This is a genomic window from Streptomyces alfalfae (assembly GCF_004127445.1).
GTDB lineage: Bacteria > Actinomycetota > Actinomycetes > Streptomycetales > Streptomycetaceae > Streptomyces > Streptomyces alfalfae.
The window spans coordinates 59,697-80,959 of sequence record NZ_QEXM01000052.1; the positions used below are offsets into that span (position 1 = coordinate 59,697).

The following is a 21,263-nucleotide window of genomic DNA, read 5'->3' on the forward strand; positions in this document are numbered from 1 at the left end:
GGGTCAGACCTTGTCGATGATGCCCACCCGGCCCTCCGCGCGTGAGCAGTGGGCGCCGCAGTACCAGTGCCCGTCGACCTCGACGCCCTGGCCGATGATCCGGCACCGGCAGTGCTCGCAGATGGGCGCCATGCGGTGGATGGCGCAGGAGAAGCAGTCGAAGACGTGCACCGCGCCCTGCGCGTGCACTTCAAAGGACATGCCGTAGTCGTTTCCGCAGACCTCGCAACGTGCCATGCGCCACAGCGTGGGACGCGACGGCGGTGCGGGGCGAGCCGTCGGCGGGCGAGTCGCCCGCCAATCACCCGTCTGACGGTCGCCGCGCCACCGGCCCGCCCGTCACCCGTCCGAGGCGGGCGCCACGTCCGGGAGGAGCTGGCCGAAGGCGGCCTCGTCGATCACCGGGGTGCCGAACGCGCGCGCCTTGACGGTCTTGGAGGTGCCCGAGTCCGGATCGTTCGTGACGAGCAGGCTGGTGAGGCGCGACACGCTCGTGGCGATGTGCAGGCCCGCCTCGACGGCCCGGTCCTCAAGGAGATCGCGCTCGATGGAGGTGTCCCCGGAGAAGGCGATCCGCATGCCCTGCTTGAGTGGTTTGCCCGGTTCGTAACGCCCCGGGTTCGGGTACGGGCACGGCGGGCGCTTGCGCGAGGGGCGCCAACTCGTGGGCCGGTACGCGGCGGCGGGCGCGGACCCCGTCGACTGGCGCACGACACGGGGCGGGCCGTCGGACCACTCGGTGAGCGGACGGCACTCCAGGAGCGGCAGCCGGACATTGCCGCCGGCGGCCGCGAGCAGGCTCGGACGGAACGCCTCGGCGAGGACGCGGGCGTCGTCGAGCGCGTTGTGCGCGTGGCGCTGCTCGACGCCGAAGTGCGCGGCCAGCGACTCCAGCTTGTGGTTGGGCAGCGGGAGCGCGAGCTCCTTGGAGAGCGCGATGGTGCACAGCCGCTGCCGCACCGGGGCGGTGCGCTCCGCGCGCGCGTACTCTCTGGCGATCATCGACCAGTCGAAGACGGCGTTGTGCGCGACCAGGACGCGGCCGTCGAGGCGGCTCGCGAACTCCTCGGCGATGTCCGTGAACAGCGGCGCGTCCGCGAGCACCTCGGTGGTGAGACCGTGGATCCAGACGGGGCCCGGGTCACGCTGGGGGTTCACCAGGGTGTACCAGTGGTCCTCGATCTCGCCCCGGGCGTCCACGCGGTAGACGGCGGCCGACACTATGCGGTCGTCGCGGGCCAGGCCGGTGGTCTCGACGTCGACGACCGCGTACCCCGTTGGATACGCGGCCGGCCAGGGGGCGGCGGACGCTGCGGTCGTGCGGTCTTCGAGCATGGTCCATGAGGATACGGGCCGCGACTGACAGTCAGCTCCCCGGTCCGAGGAGCCCGGCCACCAGAGCCGTGACGGAGGCGGTGAACAGCGCCTCCGGATCGAGCGGTGCGGCGAGGGCGCGGGCGAGCGCGCCGTCCCGCTCCGCCGCCTCCGCCGTCCACGGCTCCTCCTCCGCGGGGCGTTGGACGGGGGCGCGTTCACGGTTGCGCTCGACCAGAAGGAGCTGGACGGCGACGGGGTGGCCGCCGAGGTCGTCTTCCCCGACGCGGACGCCGTGGACAGCCGGACGGCCGCGCCCTTCGGCGTGGGCCTCAGCCTCTCCGGCGACCAGGACCCCGAACTCGGCATGGCGGGCGCGCGGGCGCACGACCGCTGGCTCGCCGACTTCGTGTCCGAGCACCCCGAACGGCACTGCTACGTCGCGCTGTTGCCGGTCACCGGCGAGGCCGACCGGGTCGTCGCCGAGATCCACCGCGCCAAGGAGTCGGGGCTCGGGGCGCTGATGATCCCCGCCATGTGGGTCGACAAGGCGCCCTACCACGACCGGCGCTATGACCCGGTATGGGCGGCGGCGGCCGAGTGCGCGATGCCCGTCCTCACGCACTCGGGGGCCGTGCCCCGCCACGAGTACGGCGACCACCTCGGGATCTACGTATCCGAAGTGACGTGGTGGCCCGGGCGGCCCCTGTCGTTCCTGCTCTGGTCGGGCGTCTTCGAGCGCCACCCGGGGCTGCGGCTCGTCCTCACCGAGCAGGGCTCCGGATGGATACCGGGGGTGCTCGACATGCTGGACTACTGCCACGCGCGGCTGGTGGCGGCGGCCAGGAGCGGGGGAACCGCGGAGACGGCGGAGTCGAAGTTCGGCGCGGGCCTCGCCGAGGCCATGGGCAAGGGCCCCTCCGAGGTGTGGCGGGACAACTGCTTCGTGGGCGCCAGCTTCATGCGCCCGCACGAGGCGGCCCTGCGTGACCGCATCGGCCTGGACAAGATCATGTGGGGCGGCGACTACCCGCACGACGAGGGCACCCACCCGTACTCCCGCGAGGGGCTGCGCACCGCCTACGCGGGCCTGCCCAGGGACGAGATCGCCGCCATGGTCGGCGGCAACGCGGCCCGCGTCTACGGCTTCGACCTGGAGCGGCTCGAAACGATCGCCGCGCGCGGGGCCCCGCGGTGAGCGAACTGGACGAACCCCTGAAGGAGCCCCCGGCCGACGCGACGAGCCCGGTCTTCGCGGCGGGCGGGGCGGTGCGGGTCCGGTGAACCGGTAGCCGTCCGGTGCCCGGGACCACTGTCGGCGCCCTATGGGATCCTGGCCCGTGTCACGCTCGGAAGGGGAGACACGGGCCATGGGGGAGAGCAAGCAGGCGCTGGTCATCGCCGTGCCGAGGTATGAACTGGAGGAAGAGTTCGCCGACTTGACGGCCGCGGTCGACCGGGACGCGGAGCTCATCGGCGCCGCGCTGCGCTCCTCCGGGTACAGCGTCGAGGTCCTCGGGCTCACATCCGACAGACCCGCGCAGCGCTCCCGGATCCGCAGCGCGATCAGCCGGATCTGCTGCACCGCTCCCGAGGACGGCACCGTCCTCGTCCACTTCACCGGACACGGCCTCTCGGTCGGCGGCGCCGACCACCTGGTGCCGGCGGACGCCCAGTTGAGCTGGGCCACCGACCCGCCCGAGGTCGCGCTCGACAGCCTCATCGACCTCGACCTCGCGTCGCTGCTCCAGGGGTGCAGGGCCGGGACGGTGCTGCTCACCGTCGACGCCTGCCGCGACCCCGCCGACCCGGACGGCGGCTCGCACGGCGGCCGGGCGACGAGCTTCCCCGCGGGACACGACCGCGTGGCCGTGCTCTTCGGCTGCGGACCGGGCCAGACCTGCGGGTCCGACGACGAGGCGGGCAGCCACTTCACGCGCGCGCTCGCCGAGGCCCTGGACGCCGACACCTCACCGCGGACCGTGGCCGAAGTCATCGAGTACACGACGGCGCGCACGACGGAGCTGGCCCGCGCCGCGAGACACCGGCAGACCCCCACCCCGCACTACGCGCCGAGCGGCCCCGCCGCCATCGCCTCGGCAACGCTCTGCTCGGGGCGCACGCGCCAGGAGGCGTGGAAGGCAGCGGTCCGCGACCCCGAGCTGTGGGCCGCCGTCCGCTGCGACGCGGCCCGCAGGGCCTGTGTCCAGGAGGCGCTGGTCGCGCTCACCGAGGAGTGCGCGCGGTGGTACGGCTCCGCGTCGGCAGGGGTCCAGGACCCCTGGGCGGACGACGACTATCCCGTACGGGTCCTGACCAGGGGCCTCAGACCGCTGCTCGCCCCCTCGCAGACCCAGGGCGGGCCGCTCATCGACGCGGGCGAGTTCGCCGTCCTCGCGGCGGCCCCCTTCGTGCGGGAGGCGCTGCACGCCCTCGGCGTCAAGGCGGCCATCGGCGCCGATGCCTTCCGGCTCGATCCCGCGGTGGACGACGTCGAGACGCAGACGGACCGCGTGGACCTGGAGCACACCTTCGCCGCCCACGCGCTCATCTGGCGCAAGGGACGCGAACTGGCGGGCCGCGGACGCACCGAGGAGGCGCGGGCCGTGGCCGCCTGGCTGATGCACCGGCACGTCCGCGGCAGGGAGGAGTTGTGGGACGAGGCGTATGCCGCGCAGCTCCTCACCCCCCTCGCCACGGCCCTCATCGGGGACGCGGCGCCCGCCCGGCGCGTCGGCGAGCTCACCGACGAACTGGTCCGCGTCTGCCGTCAGACCGGAGTCGTGCCCGCCCGGTCCTACGACGAAGAGCGCGAGGCCCCCTTCCGGCTCAGCGAACTCGTCTGCCCGGGGCCGGATGGGACCGGTGAGGTCACCGAGAGCTGGCGCCCGAGGGAGCTGTCCTGGCTGACCGCCGTCTCCGGACTGCTCGGCGGTGATCTCAGGGACCTGCCGGGGGTCCTCGTCGACAACATCGGTGTCACCGACGGGCTGCGGCCCCGCCAGGCCGTCGAGAGCGTCGCCGAGCTGCGCTGGGTCCGGGACCGCTTCACCAGGGCCGTCGACCTCGACCTCCAGTGCCCGCACCCCGCCGTCCACGCGGGCCTCGAGGCGCTCACCGGCTGGACGGACGACGCGGTGCTGCGCATCAGGGAGCACGTGGGCCCCGCCGCCCCTGACGGCCTCCTCGCCCACCTGCCGGAGCGCGTCACGTGCCGCAGGCTGCGCCCCCAGTACGACCCCCGCACCAAGGGCGACACCTATGGAGTGCCCCTCATGCGCTTCGGCCTCGCCGAGGACGAGATGCGCGAACTCCTGATGGGCACCCAGCTCTACGGCGACAAGAACCTCGCCCTGCGCGAGCTGTACCAGAACGCCCTGGACGCCTGCCGCTACCGCGAGGCCCGCCTGCGCTACGGCGAGGCGGCCAAGGGCATCGCGTACACCTGGCAGGGGGAGATCGTCTTCCGCCAGGGCAGGGACGCCGACGGACGCCCGTACGTGGAGTGCGAGGACAACGGCGTCGGCATGGGGCGCGACACGCTGCGGGGCACGTTCTCGCGCGCGGGGCGGCGCTTCGAGCAGTCCCGCGAGTACCGCAGGGAACAGGCGCGCTGGCGCCGGGCCGACGAGAACCTGCGGATCTTCCCGAACAGCCGCTTCGGTGTCGGCGTCTTCAGCTACTTCATGCTGGCCGACGAGATCAGCATCTCCACGCGGGTGACGGACCAGTACGGCCGCGCGGAGTCGGGCCGCGGCCTGCGGGTCGACATCGCGTCGAGCGGCAGTCTCTTCCGCATCGGTGACCGCGACGAGGCACAGCCCTCGGGCGGGACCTGCGTCCGGCTCTACCTTCAGGACGACCACGCGGTCGACGTGGCGAAGGAGCTGGGCGCCCTGGTGTGGCGGTCCGACTTCTCGATGCGGGTCGAGCGGGACGGGAAGGCCGTCCGGTCCTGGAAGAAGGACACGCTCTACTACCAGGGGGACGCCTCGCGGGCGGTGCGGGCCGGTCGGGACGTGTGGTGGGTGCCGGGGGCGGGGCGGCTGCTGGCGGACGGAGTGCTGGTGGGGGAGCGGCCGGAGAAGCCGTGGCGGTATGGAGGGGAGGACGCGGAATCTCAGCTTCCGATGTGGACGGCGGGTCTCCCCGAGAAGCGCTTCGCCGACCATCCGAAGGGCTTTCCGTTCGGCTGCGTGATGGACCTGCGGGGAACCCGCGCTCCGGAGATCAGCACCAGCAGGACCAAGGTGTTCTCCTACGACCAGGCCTGGGTGGCCCGGCAGATCGTGACCGCCTGCGCCACTTTCGAACCGCCCGAGTGGCTCACCCTGGAGTGGCTCTGGGACTTCGGTTCATGGCTGCCGGACGGAGCCGCCCTGCTGACCGAACGGCTGCTGGCGAGGGACGCGCGGCTCACGAGCGGGCTGACGTGGGAGCGGACCGCGGCCATCCCCTTCCGCCGCGTCGGGTACTTCCCCGGGGACCCGGAACTCGTGTCGGAGCGACACGGCTGGAGAAGGGGCGGCTACCAGAGGGACACGGCGTTCAGCGCCTGGCGGTCGGCCGTCCTGCGTTCCGTCTCGCTCAAACTCCGGGACGGCAGCACGGAACTGCCTCTCCCGGACACGACGGAGGGCTACCCCGCCCCGCAGGCGTGGGAAGCGCGGATCGATCCCCGGGCGAGGGGCACGGCCTTTGTGCTGCGGGCCGCGCTCTTCGCCCAGGAGGAGAGCCGTACCGTCGGGCGGCTCCTCGGGATGGTCAGGCGCCATGCCATCTCAGGCGTCGAAGTGCCCGAGGTCCCCGACCCGGACACGGCCGCCGCGACGGAACTCGACGCCCTCGACCGCCGGTTGCTGCTGGGTGACGATGACCATGGCGGCCTGCTCACCTACTGGGCGCCCGGTACGGAGAACTGGCTCGGCCCGCTCGTGGTGCTGAGCGTCTTCTCGCAGCGGACCGGGCTCCCGGTGGGCGAGGCGCTGGCCCGCGCGCGCAGGCTCGCGGCCAATGGGCTGCGCCTGCGGGTGCCCGAGGCCGTCAGCGAGATTCCGGCGGATCTGGTGGCCGGGGCGGAGGATCTGCGGGTGCTGTCCTGGCATCCGCACTTCGCGAGTGGAGAGGGGCGGCCCGGATGGGGAGAGCGTCCCTCCGACACCGCTTACGCGGCGATGCTCGGCCACTACGCCTGGCTGGGTCTGCCGCACGTGCCACCGCTGCCCGAACCGGCCGGAGCGGAACAACGGGAGGACGTCCCGGCGGTGGGCGAGGAGCTTCGGGCCGAGTTCAACAGCACCTTCGACTCACTGGTGCAGTACGACTCGTACCTGCCCCTCGGGGAGCTCGCGATCGCTTCCGAGAAGCTGTCCCTCACCTTCGCCGACGTGCTGGAGCGCTTCGCTCCCGTCCTCGCGGAGCGCCGCGTGCGCGCGCCCGCCCTCGGAGAACTGGCGGACCACGTCTCCAGCCGGCTCGAACGAGAGCTGCTGCGCACCCCCGACCGTGTGGCGCTCATGCGGGAGGCGCTGGTGGATCCGGCGCCCCTGCTCGACACCGCGCGTGCTGTGCAGGCCGTACAGGCCGACACCGAACAGGTGAAGCGGACACTTGAGTGGCTGGCGGCCCGAGGGCTCGTACAGGAGTCGGCTCCTGCCTTCGTCGACGAATGGCGGCGCCTGACCCCGATCGACCTCGCCCTGCTGCCCGACGACGGATTCGGGGGGCGGCGCATGCTCGCCCTCGACGACGAGAGCCGGTTCTTCAGCGCGCAGGTCGGGTTCGACGCCCCCTACGGTCTGCTCGCCGCGGCCTCGGCGGGTGTGTCGCTGGGGACGGCCTTCGAGCGGCTCACCGCCCTGGGGCCCGTGACGGGACACGAGGTGTCGTTGCCGCTGCCGCTCGCGGCGGACCTCGCCGACGTGCGGCCCACCGAAGCCGATGTGCACGCCTGCTGCGTGATGGGGAAGGAGGGAGCGGTCTGGCATCCGGCCCCCTGGATCACCGTCCTCATTCAGCACGCGCGCGACGAGGCCAACACCCTGGGCGAAAGCCTGGCCGCTCTGGCCCGTTACGCCCCCCTCGGCGCCCCGTGGACCGAGATCACCGACGGCAGTTCGGGCTGGCGCGACCACCGGCCCACCGCCCACGACACGGCGATGTTCGAACCCGACCTGCTCGGCGGTCGCCCCGTCACCGCCCTCGACCTCCTCCGCGTCGCCGGGCGCTTCGGCCGGCCCCTGGACCGGTCCTGGGACCACGTCGCCCTGTACCGCCCCCTCGGGGTGCGGGTGACCGTGGACCGGCCGCGGTCGGACGCCGTGCCCGTCTGGCAGGACCTCATCCTGCTCACCGAGCGGTACACCGGCCGCGCCCCCGCTCTCACCGGGCAGGTGACGGCCGACCGCATCGCCGTCGCGGCACGCGAAGTGGAGAAGCCCACCCGCTGGGTGCGGGACCGGTACGCCCTGTACGCCCCGCTGTTCGGCCTGACGCTCCCGCCCGACTGCCCGGCCGAGCCCGCCCCGACGCCGCACGCACACCCGTACCGCCCGGAAGCCGGCTGACCCCTTCACGGAGAACTGCGCACCCATGCCCGCACACGACCCGACCACGTTCCAGGAAACCGAAGTCCACCCCACCGCCCCCTTCACCGTGCACCGCTCCGACGACGGCCGCTGGTACACCGTCACCGGTGACTGCCCCGCCTGCCACGGCCGGACCGTCTTCCGGGTCGCCCACGGCGTGCTCGGTCCGCTCAAGGGCCGTTGGCGCAGGCGGGACGCCGAGCCGGAGCCGCTCACCGGGGCCATCCCGGTCTACTGCCAGTGCGGCTATCCGCACCCCGAGCGCCCGCCGGAGTCGCCGGACGCCGGGTGCGGGGCCTTCTGGGACGTGCCCGTGCCGCCGGCCACGCCACCGGGTGGCGCCCCGTGACCGACCTCGCCAAGAAGCGGGCCGCGCAGCTCGGTCAGCAGCTCCAGGCCGACCAGTTGGGCGCCGTACGACGGCAGGCCGAGGGCTGGCGCAACGGTCTCGCCGGCCTGACCGGCCTGGTCGGAGCCGTTTTCGTGCTGAAGGGCCGGGAGAGCGTCGCGGGTATGCCCGACGTCTGGCGGTGGACCACGGCGGCACTCCTGGCCGCCGCCTTCCTGCTGCTCCTCTCCGGCGCGCTGAAGGCCGTTCGCGCCGCGCACGGGCAGGTCGGCGAGCACACCTGGCTCAGCGGCGATCGGCTCTTCGCGGCGGTCCTCGACGAGGTCGAACGCACGCAGGACGCGCTGGCATCGGCCCGGCGGCGCTCCGTGACGGGACTCTGCGCGATCGTCGCCGCGCTCGCCGTGAGCTGGGTCGTGCCGGTCGGCGCCGACGAGGGCAAGAAGGCCGACGAGCCCGCCCCGGGCGTGCCGCGCGTGCTCGTGACGACGCAGAAGGGTACGCACTGCGGGCGGCTCGTGGTGGGTGACGGCGGCGGAGTGACCATCGAGCGGAGCAAGGGCCCGGGGAAAAAGGACTCGGGGAGGGGTCCGGGACGGCTGCGGATACCGGCAGCGGAAGTCATCTCCGTGACACCGGTCGGGCGCTGTTGACGAAGGAAGAGCGTTTGAGGCGGGACCTTTGGCGGAGATCGCCAACATCCGCTCCCGTACCGGCGGTAATACTTGTCGGTAACAACCCCTAGTCGCGGGCCACCGGCCGTTCTACGGTGCACGCATGTCCCCGAACCTGCCCGATGTCGTGCTGTGGTCCATCCCGGCCTTCGTGCTGCTCACCGTCGTCGAGATCGTGAGCCACCGGATCCATCCCGACGAGGACGCCGCGGGGTACGAGACCAAGGACGCCGCCACCAGCGTCACCATGGGGCTCGGCAGCCTCGCCTTCGACTTCCTGTGGAAGATCCCGATCGTCGCCGTCTACTCCGGGGTGTACGCGCTGACGCCGCTGCGCGTGCCCGTGCTGTGGTGGACGGTCCCGCTGATGCTGCTCGCCCAGGACTTCTTCTACTACTGGTCGCACCGGGGCCACCACGTGATCCGCGTCCTGTGGGCCTGCCACGTGGTGCACCACTCCAGCCGCAAGTTCAACCTCACCACCGCGCTGCGCCAGCCCTGGACCAGTCTCACCGTGTGGCCGTTCTACCTGCCGCTCGTCGCCTGCGGCGTCCACCCGGCGGCGCTGGCCTTCTGCTCGTCGGTCAACCTCGTCTACCAGTTCTGGATCCACACCGAGCGCGTCGGCAAGCTGCCGCGCCCCGTCGAGTACGTCTTCAACACGCCCTCCCACCACCGCGTGCACCACGCCTCGCAGGGCGGCTACCTGGACCGCAACTTCGGCGGCATCCTGATCGTCTGGGACCGCGTGTTCGGCTCCTGGGTCGCCGAGACCGAACGGCCCGTGTACGGCCTGACGAAGAACATCGAGACGTACAACCCGCTGCGTGTCGCCACCCACGAGTACGCCGCCATCGCCAGGGACCTGCGGGCCGCCGCCAGTTGGCGCGAGCGCGCCGGACGGGTCTTCCGCGGCCCCGGCTGGCAGCCCGAGCCCCCGAAGACGCCTGAGCCCCCGAAGACGCCTGAGCCCCCGAAGGCATCCCGGGCCCCGGAGACACCGCCGGACCCGGCCCCCGCCGCTGCCGCCCCGGCCACCGAGGCCCCCATGCCGGAGCGGGCGGCGTGACGGGACGCCGGCGGCCCTCGCCGCGGTTGCTCGCGGGCGCCTTCGGACTCGCCGCGCTCGGCGACCTATGCGCGCTCCTCGCGGGCTCCGAGACCGCCCACGCCGTCTTCAAGCCCCTGCTCATGCCGCTCCTCGCCGCGTACGTGCTGACGCGGCGCGGACCGCGGCTGCTGCTCGCCGCGCTGCTCTTCGGCTGGAGCGGCGACACCCTGCTGCTCCTCGACACCGACGCCACCTTCCTCGCCGGGATGGGGTCCTTCGCCGTCGGGCACGTCTGCTACCTCGCCCTCTTCAGGAGGCACGGCAGCGCGAACGGCGCCTCACGCGCGCGTGGGGCCGTCATCGTCGCCGCGTACGCCCTCGCGCTCGTCGTCACCGTGGCGCTGCTCTGGCCCGACCTGCCCGCCGACATGCGGGGCCCCGTCGCGGGCTACAGCCTGCTGCTCACCGCCATGGCCCTCGGCGCCACCACGCTGGGCCCGGTGGCGGCGGCCGGCGGTGCGCTGTTCCTGCTGTCGGACACGCTGATCGCGACCGGCGTCGCCGCGTGGCCGCAGCTGCCGCGCCCCGACTTCGCGATCATGCTCACCTATCTCGCGGCGCAGGCGCTGCTGGCCCGGGGCGTCCTCGCGGCTCACCAGCGGATCGGCACCGGCACCGCCGTGAGCAGCGCGGACAGCGCCACGACGACGCCGAGCGCGATCACCTCGCCCCGCGCGGGCGCATAGGCCGACGCCCGGTCATCCGAGCGGCGCAGCCGGTGCCGGGCGAGGACCGCGAGCACGGCGACGACGGCCACCAGGAGCACCTTGGCGAGCAGCGCCCTGCCGTAGGCCGTCTCGGTGAGCTGGTCGGCGACCGTGCTCGGCGGCATCCTGCGCAGCGTGCTGAGCGTCCCGGTCACCGTGATCGCGGCGAACAGGACGGCGGCCACGCGCGCGTAGAGGCCGAGTACGGCGACGCCCGCCTCCGGATGGGTCACCCGCCAGCGCCGCAGGAGCCGCAGGACGGCGAGCAGACCGCCGGCCCACAGCGCCCCGCACGTCAGGTGCACCAGCGTGAGCCCGCTGCCGACCAGCGGGGAGTCCTCCACCGGCGGGTGGGCCCGCAGCGCCTCGGCGGCGACGATCGCGGCCAGCGGGAGCGCGGCCGTCCACGGGCGTCGGGTGAGGGCGCACAGGGCCGCCGCGATGAAGGCGTTGACCTCCACCAGGGCGAGCCTGCCGTCCCGGGTGTCGTAGAGACGCCCGATGTCCAGGTCGGCCGGCTCCTGCGGGACGAGGTTGCCGTTCGCCACGATGGCGGCGAGCCCCAGCGCAGCGACGCACCCGGCCCACGCCGCGTACGGGGCCCACGCGCGCGGCAGCCCGTCCTGCGGCGCCCCCGGGACACGCCGGGCGAGCCGTCCCGCGAACACCTCACCCGTCTGCACGCACAGCGCGGCGAAGAGGACCGTCCGCAGGAACGTGATCACGCCCGTGCCCGGCGCCTGCGCCTCGCCCGTGCCCCGCAGCGCGGCCGACGGGCCGAGCAGCGGGATCAGCGCGGCGAGGGCCACCAGGACGAGCACGGCGACGGCGCGCCCCACGGGCGGCCGGCGGCGCGGCGCGCGGTGCGGGAGGGGGACGTGGACGGCCGGTATGCCAGTGGCGGTGGCCTCGCCCCCGGGCTCGGCGGTCGGTTCTGTCGGGCTCACCACAAGATCTTCACCAGGCGGACACCGGCGGGCAAGTCCTGGGGTACAAGCGGTGCAATACCGTTCCGATCGGGCGCCCGCGCTCGGCCCCGCGCGGCGGTGGCGGCGGCCCGCGAGGCGGTGACGACAGCAGAGGGGGCCGGGCGGTCGCGCCGCCCGGCCCCCTCGTCACACGGGTGCGACTACCTGCGCACGGCGTCCAGCGCGTCGGTCATCCCCACGCCGTAGAAGCCGTTCCTGTTCTTGCCGCCCTCGCAGACCGCGTCGACCTTGCCGTCGGCGTCGATGTCGTACGGGTCGGTGCACGCGATCGCGTCGGCCTGGCGGCTCAGCAGCGCCTTGATGCGGGCCGGCGAGGCGTGCGGGTGCGTCGACTTCAGCAGGGCCACGACGCCCGCGGCGTGCGGGGAGGCCATCGACGTGCCACCCTTGTAGCCGTACCTGCCGCCCGGCAGGGTCGACAGGATCCTGCCGTCCACGGCCGGCGGGTTCGGCGCCTGGTACTTCGTGGAGTCGCCGCCGGGGGCCGTGACGTCGATGACGCCCTGGCCGTAGTTGGAGTACGACGCCTTGATGCCCTTGGCGCCGGTGGCCGAGACCGTCACGACGCCGGGGAGCTGCGACGGCAGGTCGAAGCAGTCCTCGGTCTTGATGGTCCGCGGCACCGGAGTGGTGTCGTCCGGGCTGGAGTCGTCCAGGATCTCCTCCTGGGCGAGGTCGGTCCTGGCGTTGCCGGCCGCCGCGACGTTCACGGCGCCCTTGCGCTCCGCGTACCTGGTGGCCCTGCCCACGGCGTCGACCAGTGCCTTCTGGTCGGGGTCCGTTGTGCAGTTGAACAGCCACGGGTCGGTGTAGTAGCTGCTGTTGGTGACGTCGACGCCGTGGTCGGCCGCCCACATGAAGCCGCACACGACGGCCTCCGTGTAGTACATGCCGGTCGCGGGCTCGGCCACCTTCAGGCTCGCCACCTTCACGCCGGGCGCCACGCCCGTGATGCCGGTGCCGTTCTTCGCGGCGGCGATGGTACCCGCCACGTGCATGCCGTGGTCGCTCTCCCCGGCCACCGGACGCCAGGCGTCGCCCTTCTGGACGGGCACGCCGCCCAGGCAGCTCGCCGACGCCCGGCGGTCGAAGTTGGGCGCGATGTCGGGGTGCGTGTCGTCGACCCCGGAGTCGAGCACGCCGACCGTGACGTGGCGGCTGCCCAGCGAGATCTTGTGCGCCTTGTCCGCCTTCATGGCGGGCAGGTCCCACTGGAGCGGTTCCATCTCGTCCTGGCCCGCCGACGCCTTGCCCGCGGCGGCCTTGGCCTCCGCGGCCGTCAGCGGACGCTCGGACTCCAGGGCGTTGTCGGCCTGCGCGAAGAGCGGGGCGGTGCGGGTCGCGCCCGCCGACGTCACGCCGCGCGCCTCGCGGATCGTCTTCGCGAAGTCCGGGTTCGCCGAGTGCGCGACGATGACGCCGATCCTGTCGTACGCGATGACGACCTTGCCGCCCGCCTTGGCGATGGCCCGCCCGGCGAACGTGGCGGATCCCTTGCCGGGACGGACGTTGACCACGTAGCTCATCGACTCCGCCTCGGCGGAGGCCGTGGCCGCCGAGGCCGGGGCGTCCGGCAGCGCGGCGGGCCGCGCGGAGGCGGTGCCCGGCAGGAAGGCGACGGCGGAGGCCACCGCCAGGCCGAGGGGCAGGGCGATCGCCTTGCGCGAGCGCGGCAGGGCGGCGGTCTTGCCGTGGGACTCGTTCACGTTCTCTTCCCCCGTCACTTCTTCTTCACGGCGTCGAGCGCGTCGACCAGGCCGGCGCCGTAGAAGCCGTTCTTGTCCTTGCCGCCGCTCTCGCAGACCGCGTCGGCGTCGCCGTCACCGTCCGGGTCGTAGGGCGTGTCCGGGCACTCCAGGCGGTCGGCCTGGGACTTGAGCAGCCGCTGCAGCTCGGCGGGGCCCGCCTTGGGATGCGTGGACTTCAGCAGCGCGGCGACGCCCGAGGCGTGCGGGGCGGCCATCGACGTGCCGCGCAGCCAGCCGTACCCGCCGCCCGGCATCGTGGAGAGGATGTTGCCGTTCTTCAACGGGGTGTCGGTCGGCAACTGGTACTTGTCACCGCCGGGGGCCGTCACGTCGACGACGCCCTTGCCGTAACTGGAGTACGACGACTTCAGGTTCCGCACGCCCGTCGCGCTGGTGGTGACGACGCCCGGGAGCTGGGTGGGCACGTCGAGACACTCGCTCGGGTCGATCGTGCGGGTCACCGGGGTGGAGTCGTCGGGGCTCGAGTCGTCCACGATCGCGTCGGAGGCGAGGTCGTGGTTGGAGTTGCCCGCGGAGGCGACGTTGAGGGTGCCCTTCCGCTGGGCGTACAGCTGGGCGCGGTTGACCGCGTCGAGGATCGCCTTCTGGTCCGGGTCGTCCTTGCAGTTGTACAGCCACGGGTCCACGTAGTAGCTGTTGTTGGTGATCTCGACGCCGTGCTCGGCGGCGAACACGAAGGCGCAGACCACGTTCTCGGGGTAGAACAGCTCGTCGACCGGGTCGGCCACCTTGATGCCCGCGATCTTCACGCCGGGCGCCACGCCCGCCACGCCGACGCCGTTGCGCGCGGCGCCGATCTCACCGGCCACGTGGGTGCCGTGGTAGTGGTCCTTGTTCGCCGGGCGCCAGGCCCCGGCGGAGGTGTCCGCCTTGCCGCCGACGCAACTCGCGGACTGCGAGGCGGAGAAGTTCGGGGCGAGGTCGGGGTGGGTGTCGTCGACGCCGGTGTCGATCACGGCGACGGTCACCTTCCTGCTGCCCGGGTTGATCTTCGCCGCCTTGTCGGCGCCGATCGCCCGCAGGTCCCACTGGTCGGCCTCCATCGGCTCGGCGCCCGGGGCGGCGCTCCGCGCCAAGGCCTTGGCGTCGGCCTCGGAGAGAGGCCGCGCCTTGCCGTCGTCGGTGGTGCCCGCCGCCCGCAGCGGCGCCGTGTGCGTGGCGCCGGCCGATCGGACGCCGCGCACCTCGCGTATCCGCTCGCCGAAAGAGGAGTCGGAGGAGTGCGCGACGATGACGCCGATCTTCTCGTGCGTGACGACGACGGAACCGCCGGCCCTGGCTATCGCGCGCTTCACGTACGCGATGGTCTTGCGGTCCGTGCGCGTGTTGACGACGTACGCGAAGACGGGGGCGTCCTTCGCGGGCTTCGCCGACACGGCGGCCGGGACGTCGTCCGGGGCCGCCGAGGCGGCGGCGGGCACGAAGCCCACCGAGGCGACGAGTGCGGCGCCGAGGGGCACGATCAGCGCCGCGCGACGTCTGGAACGCAGATGAGCCATGGGGTCTCCACATCATCCGGAGAGGGTCCGCACGCGGAATCGCATACGGAAACTGCCCGAACACAGATGGCGCTCGGGCAGGTACATGACGGGTCGTTCAGGGTGAAGCTAACCCCGAAACTCCCAGGCCAGCAATGCCCTGTTGAAGAAACCGGCGAGTTCGACCACGTCGCCCACGGTGTGAAGACGTTGAGCAGACAACAGAAGCAACATCAACCCCCTGTCGGATCACGTCCCATGGCCTTAGCATCGCCAACCGTGGCTCACGTGACCCGCGTCACGCCGAAATGTGAGACGCCCACAAGCCGATGGAAGAAATGACCGTCCCCACCGCACCCGCACCACGAGGAGACTCCGTGGCCACCGACGCACCGCCCCCTTCGAAGGGTGGCGCAGGAAACGATCCCGCTCCCCACGCGCCCTCCACGGAGGAGTTCGTCCAGGTGCAGGAGAGCGCGGAGTTCGGTGAACTGCGCCGCTCGCACCGCTCGTTCGCCTTCCCGCTCACCATCGCCTTCATCGCCTGGTACCTCGTGTACGTCCTGCTCTCCAACTACGCGGGCGACTTCATGGGCACCAAGCTCTTCGGCAACATCAACGTCGCCCTGGTGCTCGGCCTCGGGCAGTTCCTGACCACCTTCCTCATCGCCTGGTTCTACTCGCGGCACGCCGCGGCGAAGCTCGACCCCAAGGCCGAGGCGATCAAGTCCCGCATGGAGAACCGCATGGAGACCCGCACGGAGGGCGACGCATGAGCCCCGCGCACACCGCCGCCATCGAACTCGCGGCGGCGTCCGACGCCTCCGAGCACCGGACACTGATCATCAGCCTCTTCGCGGCCTTCGTCGTCGCGACGCTGTTCATCACCGTCTGGGCGGGCCGGCAGACCAAGAACGCCGCCGACTTCTACGCGGGCGGACGCCAGTTCACCGGCTTCCAGAACGGCCTGGCCATCTCCGGCGACTACATGTCCGCCGCGTCCTTCCTCGGCATCGCGGGCGCCATCGCCCTCTTCGGCTACGACGGCTTCCTGTACTCCATCGGCTTCCTGGTCGCCTGGCTGGTCGCGCTGCTCCTGGTCGCCGAGCCGCTGCGCAACTCCGGGCGCTACACGATGGGCGACGTCCTCGCGTACCGCATGCGCCAGCGCCCGGTCCGCACGGCCGCCGGCACCTCCACCATCGTCGTGTCGATCTTCTACCTGCTCGCGCAGATGGCGGGCGCGGGCGTCCTGGTCTCGCTGCTGCTCGGCATCACCTCCGACGCGGGCAAGATCCTCATCGTCGCCCTCGTCGGCGTCCTGATGATCGTCTACGTCACCATCGGCGGCATGAAGGGCACCACCTGGGTGCAGATGGTCAAGGCCGTGCTGCTCATCGCGGGCACGATCCTCATCACCTTCCTGATCCTGCTGAAGTTCAACTTCAACGTCTCCGACCTGCTCGGCACCGCCGCCTCCAACAGCGGCAAGGGCTCGGCGTTCCTGGAGCCCGGCCTCAAGTACGGCGTGACGGCCACCTCCAAGCTCGACTTCCTCTCGCTCGGCATCGCCCTGGTCCTCGGCACCGCGGGCCTCCCGCACATCCTGATCCGCTTCTACACCGTGCCCACGGCCAAGGCCGCCCGTAAGTCCGTGAACTGGGCGATCGGCATCATCGGCGCCTTCTACCTGATGACCATCGTGCTCGGCTTCGGCGCCGCGGCCCTGCTCAAGCCCGACGACATCACCGCGTCCAACAAGGCGGGCAACACGGCGGCGCCGCTCGCCGCCCTGGAGATCGGCGGCGGCGGAGACTCCACCGGCGGCGCGATCCTGCTCGCGGTGATCTCCGCGGTCGCCTTCGCCACGATCCTCGCGGTCGTCGCGGGCCTGACGCTGGCCTCCTCCTCGTCCTTCGCCCACGACATCTACGCGAACGTCATCCGCAAGGGCAAGGCCACCGAGAAGGAGGAGATGAAGGCGGCACGCTGGTCGACCGTCTTCATCGGTGTCGTCTCCATCGCGCTCGGCGCGCTCGCCCGCGACCTGAACGTCGCGGGCCTCGTCGCCCTCGCCTTCGCGGTCGCCGCCTCCGCGAACCTGCCGACGATCCTGTACAGCCTCTTCTGGAAGCGGTTCACCACCCAGGGGGCGCTCTGGTCCATCTACGGCGGCCTGATCGCGGCCGTCGGCCTCGTGCTGTTCTCGCCGGTCGTCTCGGGCAAGCCGAGTTCGATGTTCCCCGACGCGAACTTCGACTTCTTCCCGCTGGAGAACCCGGGCCTGATCTCCATCCCGCTCGGCTTCCTCCTCGGCTGGCTCGGCTCGATCCTCACCAAGGAGAAGCCCGACGAGGGCAAGTACGCCGAGCTGGAGGTCAAGTCCCTCACCGGCGTCGGAGCACACTGACGGCATTCCTCGGACGGCCCCGCCGACCGGGTTTCGTTCACACGGTCGTCACGGCCGCGTCGTAGAGTCCTACGACGCGGCCGCACCGTTCCTCGTGGCAAATGGCCCATGGTGTTGTCAGAGGTGTCGCGTAAGGTCGGAACCAGTGGACCCAACAGCATCCAACCGCCGGGGAGGGGGCCGAAGTGCTGATCGACACCTATGGCCGTGTAGCCACTGACCTGCGCGTATCACTGACGGACCGCTGCAATCTGCGTTGTACGTACTGCATGCCGGAAGAGGGCCTGCAGTGGCTCGCCAAGCCCGACCTGCTCACGGACGACGAGATCGTCCGCCTCGTGCGCGTCGCCGTCACCCGGCTCGGCGTCACCGAGGTCCGCTTCACCGGCGGCGAGCCGCTCCTGCGCCCCGGCCTCGTCGGCATCGTCGAGCGCTGCGCCCGGCTCGAACCCCGCCCCCGCATGTCCCTCACGACGAACGGCATCGGCCTCAAGCGCACCGCGGCGGCCCTGAAGGCGGCGGGCCTCGACCGGGTCAACGTCTCGCTCGACACGCTCCGCCCCGACGTCTTCAAGACCCTCACCCGCCGTGACCGCCACAAGGACGTCCTCGAAGGACTCCGGGCGGCCCGCGACGCCGGCCTCACCCCGGTCAAGGTCAACACCGTCCTGATGCCGGGGCTGAACGAGGACGAGGCCCCCGACCTCCTCGCCTGGGCCGTGGAGAACGACTACGAACTGCGGTTCATCGAGCAGATGCCCCTGGACGCCCAGCACGGCTGGAAGCGCGACGGCATGATCACCGCCGGGGACATCCTGCAGTCCCTGCGCACCCGCTTCGAGCTGACGGAAGAGGGCTCGGGGGAGCGCGGCTCCGCGCCCGCCGAGCGCTGGATCGTGGACGGCGGACCGCACCGCGTCGGCGTCATCGCCTCGGTGACCCGCCCCTTCTGCTCGGCCTGCGACCGCACCCGGCTCACGGCCGACGGACAGGTGCGCACCTGCCTCTTCGCCACCGAGGAGACCGACCTGCGCGGAGCCCTGCGCGCCGCCCCCGAGGACAGCGCGGACGGCTCCGACGAGGAGATCGCCCGCATCTGGAAGCGCGCGATGTGGGGCAAGAAGGCGGGTTCGGGCCTGGACGACCCCTCGTTCCTCCAGCCGGACCGCCCGATGTCGGCCATCGGCGGCTAGTCCTGCCGGGCTTCCCACTCCGTCAGGAGCACGACGTCCTTGAGCATGCCGCGTACACCGAGGAACTGGGAGAGGTGCTCGCGGTGGTCGTCGCACGCGAGCCACGTCTTGCGCCGGTCCGGCGTATGGATCTTCGGGTTGTTCCACGCGAGGACCCAGACCGCGTCGGAGCGGCAGCCCTTGGCGGAACAGATCGGCTTCTCGTCACTCACAGTCGCGTCCAAGGGTCCAGAACAAGGCGACGCCGAGCAGCCACGGGGGGAGCTGCCCGGCGTCGGTCTGTCGCTCCGACGGGGGATGCGGAGCGCGTACGAAGTATGTCACGGGGGAGCCGGTGACTGGCACCGGAACTGCATGATTGATCTGAGCTTTTCCTGAGCTTGGCGCAACGTCGACGGTCAGGCTTTCTCGCGCTCCGCGCCCCGCCGCTGGTCGTACGCGGGCCCCACGGGATCTTCCGGGACGGATTCCGCGGCCCCGGCGGCGGCGGGCGACGCCAGCATTGGCCGAGAAGGAGCGGGTACGAACGTCGACGGGAGCGCGGGGTTGCTCTCCCGCCCCGCGTTGGCGATGACCACGGAGATGTACGGCAGCAGAACGCCGAGGACCAGCGCGACGACGGCCACATGGCGCTCGACGTTCCAGAGCGCGGCCGCGGCGACGACGGACACGGTCCGTACCGACATCGAGATCACATACCGGCGCTGCCGGCCCCGCACGTCCTCCGCGAGGCCCTGCCGGGCCCCCGTGATCCGGAAGACCTGGCCACCGCTCTGCTTCCGCATCACGTTCCACCACCCTGTCCGCTGTGCCGGACTCTCCCCGGTATCTGCCCCGGTCCGGCCCACTCCACGTTACGCCTGGGCCGCGCGACCCACGAGACCGGGGCGGCCCCGGCCCGTGCGAACGCTGCGCCGTGCCACGTATGGAGCCGCCCGACATGCGCCGTACGGGGTACGGGCCGACACTGGCCGTAATGCTCACGTAGAGCCGTACAAGGAGGCAGCTATGGGCTGGTTGTGGGCGATCATCGTGGGATTCGTGCTGGGGTTGATTGCCAAGGCGATCCTGCCCGGCAAGCAGCACAGTCCGATCTGGCTCACCACGGTGTTCGGCATCATCGGAGCCGTCCTGGGCAACTGGCTCGCCACCCAGTTCGGCATCAACGAGACCAAGGGCATCGACTGGGGCCGCCACGCGCTGCAACTTGTCGCGGCACTCGTCGTCGTCGGCATCGGCGACGCGATCTACAAGTCGATCCGGGGCAACAGACGAACCGCTTGACCGCGCCTCTCATGCCGAAGGCCCGGGCCCCCGTACGGGGAACCGGGCCTTCGGCGCGTGCGGGATCAGCGGCGGATCAGCCCGTCACCTCGACCGCGGCCAGGTTCTTCTTGCCGCGGCGCAGCACGAGCCAGCGCCCGTGCAGCAGGTCGTCGGCGGCCGGCACGGCGTCCTCGGCGGCGACCTTGACGTTGTTCACGTAGGCGCCGCCTTCCTTGACCGTGCGCCGGGCGGCGGACTTGCTCGCCACCAGGCCGACCTCGGCGAGCAGGTCCACGACCGGGCCCAGCTCGGCGACCTCGACGCGCGGCAGCTCGGAGAGGGCCGCGGCCAGCGTCGCCTCGTCGAGACCGGTGAGCTCGCCCTGGCCGAAGAGGGCCTTGGACGCGGCGATGACCGCGGCGCACTGGTCGGCGCCGTGCACCAGCGTCGTCAGCTCCTCGGCGAGCGCGCGCTGGGCGGCGCGCGCCTGCGGACGCTCCTCGGTCTGCTTCTCGATCTCCTCCAGCTCCTCGCGGCTCTTGAAGGAGAGGATGCGCATGTAGGTGGAGATGTCCCGGTCGTCCACGTTCAGCCAGAACTGGTAGAACGCGTACGGCGTCGTCATCGCCGGGTCGAGCCAGACGGCGCCGCTCTCGGACTTGCCGAACTTGGTGCCGTCCGCCTTCACCATCAGCGGCGTGGCCATCGCGTGCACGGTGGCGTCCGGCTCCAGGCGGTGGATCAGGTCGATGCCCGCCGTGAGGTTGCCCCACTGGTCGCTGCCGCCCTGCTGGAGGGTGCAGCCGTAGCGCCGGTAGAGCTCCAGGAAGTCCATGCCCTGGAGGAGCTGGTAGCTGAACTCGGTGTACGAGATGCCCTCCTGCGACTCCAGGCGCCGGGCGACGGAGTCCTTGGTGAGCATCTTGTTGACGCGGAAGTGCTTGCCGATGTCCCGCAGGAACTCGATCGCGGACAGGCCCGCGGTCCAGTCGAGGTTGTTGACCATGACCGCGGCGTTCTCGCCCTCGAAGGAGAGGAACGGCTCGATCTGCGTCCGCAGCCTGGCCACCCAGTTCGCGACCGTCTCCGGGTCGTTCAGGGTGCGCTCGGCGGTCGGCCGCGGGTCGCCGATCTGCCCCGTGGCGCCGCCGACCAGGGCCAGCGGGCGGTGGCCCGCCTGCTGGAGCCTGCGGACGGTGAGGACCTGCACGAGGTGTCCGACGTGCAGGCTCGCCGCGGTCGGGTCGAAGCCGCAATAGAACGTGACGGGACCGTCCGCGAGCGCCTTGCGCAGTGCGTCCTCATCGGTGGACAGGGAGAAAAGCCCCCGCCACTTCAGCTCGTCGACGATGTCCGTCACGGGTCTCGTGTCTCCTTGGCTGTACTGGTCCATGTACTGATGGGCTGCACGGAGGT

General features: G+C 71.9%; 18 protein-coding genes. 10 read left to right on the forward strand and 8 right to left on the reverse strand.

Going from position 1 to position 21,263, the window contains the following annotated elements; all coding sequences use genetic code 11:
* Positions 1 to 3 precede the first annotated feature (3 nt).
* Together DCW30_RS33925 and DCW30_RS33930 are read right to left on the reverse strand one after the other, a co-directional pair.
* A complete protein-coding gene (locus DCW30_RS33925; RefSeq protein ID WP_076686896.1) occupies positions 4 to 237 on the reverse strand; it encodes a hypothetical protein in 234 nt (77 codons plus the stop codon).
* Positions 238 to 339: 102 nt separating this feature from the next.
* Positions 340 to 1,335 (reverse strand): DEDDh family exonuclease, encoded by a 996-nt coding sequence (locus DCW30_RS33930; protein WP_076686897.1) that lies wholly within the window; start codon positions 1,333 to 1,335, stop codon positions 340 to 342.
* A gap of 181 nt (positions 1,336 to 1,516) precedes the next feature.
* Between DCW30_RS33930 and DCW30_RS33935 the strand changes: the two genes are divergently transcribed.
* From DCW30_RS33935 to DCW30_RS33960, 6 genes are all read left to right on the forward strand, one after another.
* Positions 1,517 to 2,512, forward strand: a complete 996-nt coding sequence (locus tag DCW30_RS33935; protein ID WP_076686898.1) for an amidohydrolase family protein — start codon at positions 1,517 to 1,519, stop codon at positions 2,510 to 2,512.
* A gap of 172 nt (positions 2,513 to 2,684) precedes the next feature.
* Complete coding sequence (locus tag DCW30_RS33940; RefSeq protein ID WP_076686899.1) at positions 2,685 to 7,880, forward strand: HD domain-containing protein; 5,196 nt, start codon at positions 2,685 to 2,687, stop codon at positions 7,878 to 7,880.
* Between the two features lie 25 nt (positions 7,881 to 7,905).
* Positions 7,906 to 8,250 (forward strand): hypothetical protein, encoded by a 345-nt coding sequence (locus tag DCW30_RS33945; protein ID WP_076686900.1) that lies wholly within the window; start codon positions 7,906 to 7,908, stop codon positions 8,248 to 8,250.
* Positions 8,247 to 8,903: a hypothetical protein gene (locus DCW30_RS33950; RefSeq protein WP_076686901.1), complete on the forward strand. Its 657-nt coding sequence runs from the start codon at positions 8,247 to 8,249 to the stop codon at positions 8,901 to 8,903. The genes DCW30_RS33945 and DCW30_RS33950 overlap by 4 nt, the downstream gene beginning before the upstream one ends.
* Positions 8,904 to 9,027: 124 nt before the next feature.
* Positions 9,028 to 9,993, forward strand: a complete 966-nt coding sequence (locus DCW30_RS33955; protein WP_076686902.1) for a sterol desaturase family protein — start codon at positions 9,028 to 9,030, stop codon at positions 9,991 to 9,993.
* Positions 9,990 to 10,721, forward strand: a complete 732-nt coding sequence (locus tag DCW30_RS33960; RefSeq protein WP_076686903.1) for a lysoplasmalogenase — start codon at positions 9,990 to 9,992, stop codon at positions 10,719 to 10,721. Before DCW30_RS33955 ends, DCW30_RS33960 begins: the two co-directional genes overlap by 4 nt.
* On the opposite strand, the gene DCW30_RS33965 is transcribed toward DCW30_RS33960, so the two are convergent.
* From DCW30_RS33965 to DCW30_RS33975, 3 genes are all read right to left on the reverse strand, one after another.
* On the reverse strand, positions 10,628 to 11,635 hold the full coding sequence (locus tag DCW30_RS33965) for a CopD family protein (protein WP_076689468.1): 1,008 nt from the start codon (positions 11,633 to 11,635) through the stop codon (positions 10,628 to 10,630). The two genes, DCW30_RS33960 and DCW30_RS33965, sit on opposite strands and share 94 nt — an antisense overlap.
* Before the next feature lie 236 nt (positions 11,636 to 11,871).
* On the reverse strand, positions 11,872 to 13,437 hold the full coding sequence (locus DCW30_RS33970; RefSeq protein WP_076689470.1) for a S8 family peptidase: 1,566 nt from the start codon (positions 13,435 to 13,437) through the stop codon (positions 11,872 to 11,874).
* Positions 13,438 to 13,451: 14 nt separating this feature from the next.
* Positions 13,452 to 14,999, reverse strand: coding sequence for a S8 family peptidase (locus tag DCW30_RS33975; RefSeq protein WP_076686904.1), 1,548 nt, complete (start codon positions 14,997 to 14,999; stop codon positions 13,452 to 13,454).
* Positions 15,000 to 15,355: 356 nt separating this feature from the next.
* Here DCW30_RS33975 and DCW30_RS33980 point away from each other — a divergent pair, with 356 nt between their 5' ends.
* From DCW30_RS33980 to moaA, 3 genes are all read left to right on the forward strand, one after another.
* Positions 15,356 to 15,754 (forward strand): DUF485 domain-containing protein, encoded by a 399-nt coding sequence (locus DCW30_RS33980; RefSeq protein ID WP_062771962.1) that lies wholly within the window; start codon positions 15,356 to 15,358, stop codon positions 15,752 to 15,754.
* Positions 15,751 to 17,388, forward strand: a complete 1,638-nt coding sequence (locus tag DCW30_RS33985; RefSeq protein ID WP_076686905.1) for a solute symporter family protein — start codon at positions 15,751 to 15,753, stop codon at positions 17,386 to 17,388. The genes DCW30_RS33980 and DCW30_RS33985 overlap by 4 nt, the downstream gene beginning before the upstream one ends.
* 185 nt (positions 17,389 to 17,573) lie before the next feature.
* Positions 17,574 to 18,581 carry a GTP 3',8-cyclase MoaA gene (gene moaA / locus DCW30_RS33990; RefSeq protein ID WP_076686906.1) on the forward strand — a complete coding sequence of 336 codons (1,008 nt, stop codon included), beginning with the start codon at positions 17,574 to 17,576 and terminating at the stop codon, positions 18,579 to 18,581.
* Here the strand turns inward: moaA and DCW30_RS33995 are convergent.
* Both DCW30_RS33995 and DCW30_RS34000 read right to left on the reverse strand, forming a co-directional pair.
* On the reverse strand, positions 18,578 to 18,793 hold the full coding sequence (locus DCW30_RS33995; RefSeq protein ID WP_062771971.1) for a hypothetical protein: 216 nt from the start codon (positions 18,791 to 18,793) through the stop codon (positions 18,578 to 18,580). The genes moaA and DCW30_RS33995 overlap by 4 nt on opposite strands.
* Before the next feature lie 186 nt (positions 18,794 to 18,979).
* Positions 18,980 to 19,366, reverse strand: a complete 387-nt coding sequence (locus DCW30_RS34000) for a DUF3099 domain-containing protein (protein WP_076686907.1) — start codon at positions 19,364 to 19,366, stop codon at positions 18,980 to 18,982.
* Between the two features lie 223 nt (positions 19,367 to 19,589).
* On the opposite strand from DCW30_RS34000, the gene DCW30_RS34005 reads away from it, so the two are divergent.
* Complete coding sequence (locus tag DCW30_RS34005) at positions 19,590 to 19,865, forward strand: GlsB/YeaQ/YmgE family stress response membrane protein (protein WP_062771977.1); 276 nt, start codon at positions 19,590 to 19,592, stop codon at positions 19,863 to 19,865.
* 76 nt (positions 19,866 to 19,941) lie between these two features.
* Here the strand turns inward: DCW30_RS34005 and tyrS are convergent, their stop codons facing one another.
* Positions 19,942 to 21,207: a tyrosine--tRNA ligase gene (gene tyrS / locus DCW30_RS34010; RefSeq protein WP_076686908.1), complete on the reverse strand. Its 1,266-nt coding sequence runs from the start codon at positions 21,205 to 21,207 to the stop codon at positions 19,942 to 19,944.
* Positions 21,208 to 21,263 lie beyond the last annotated feature (56 nt).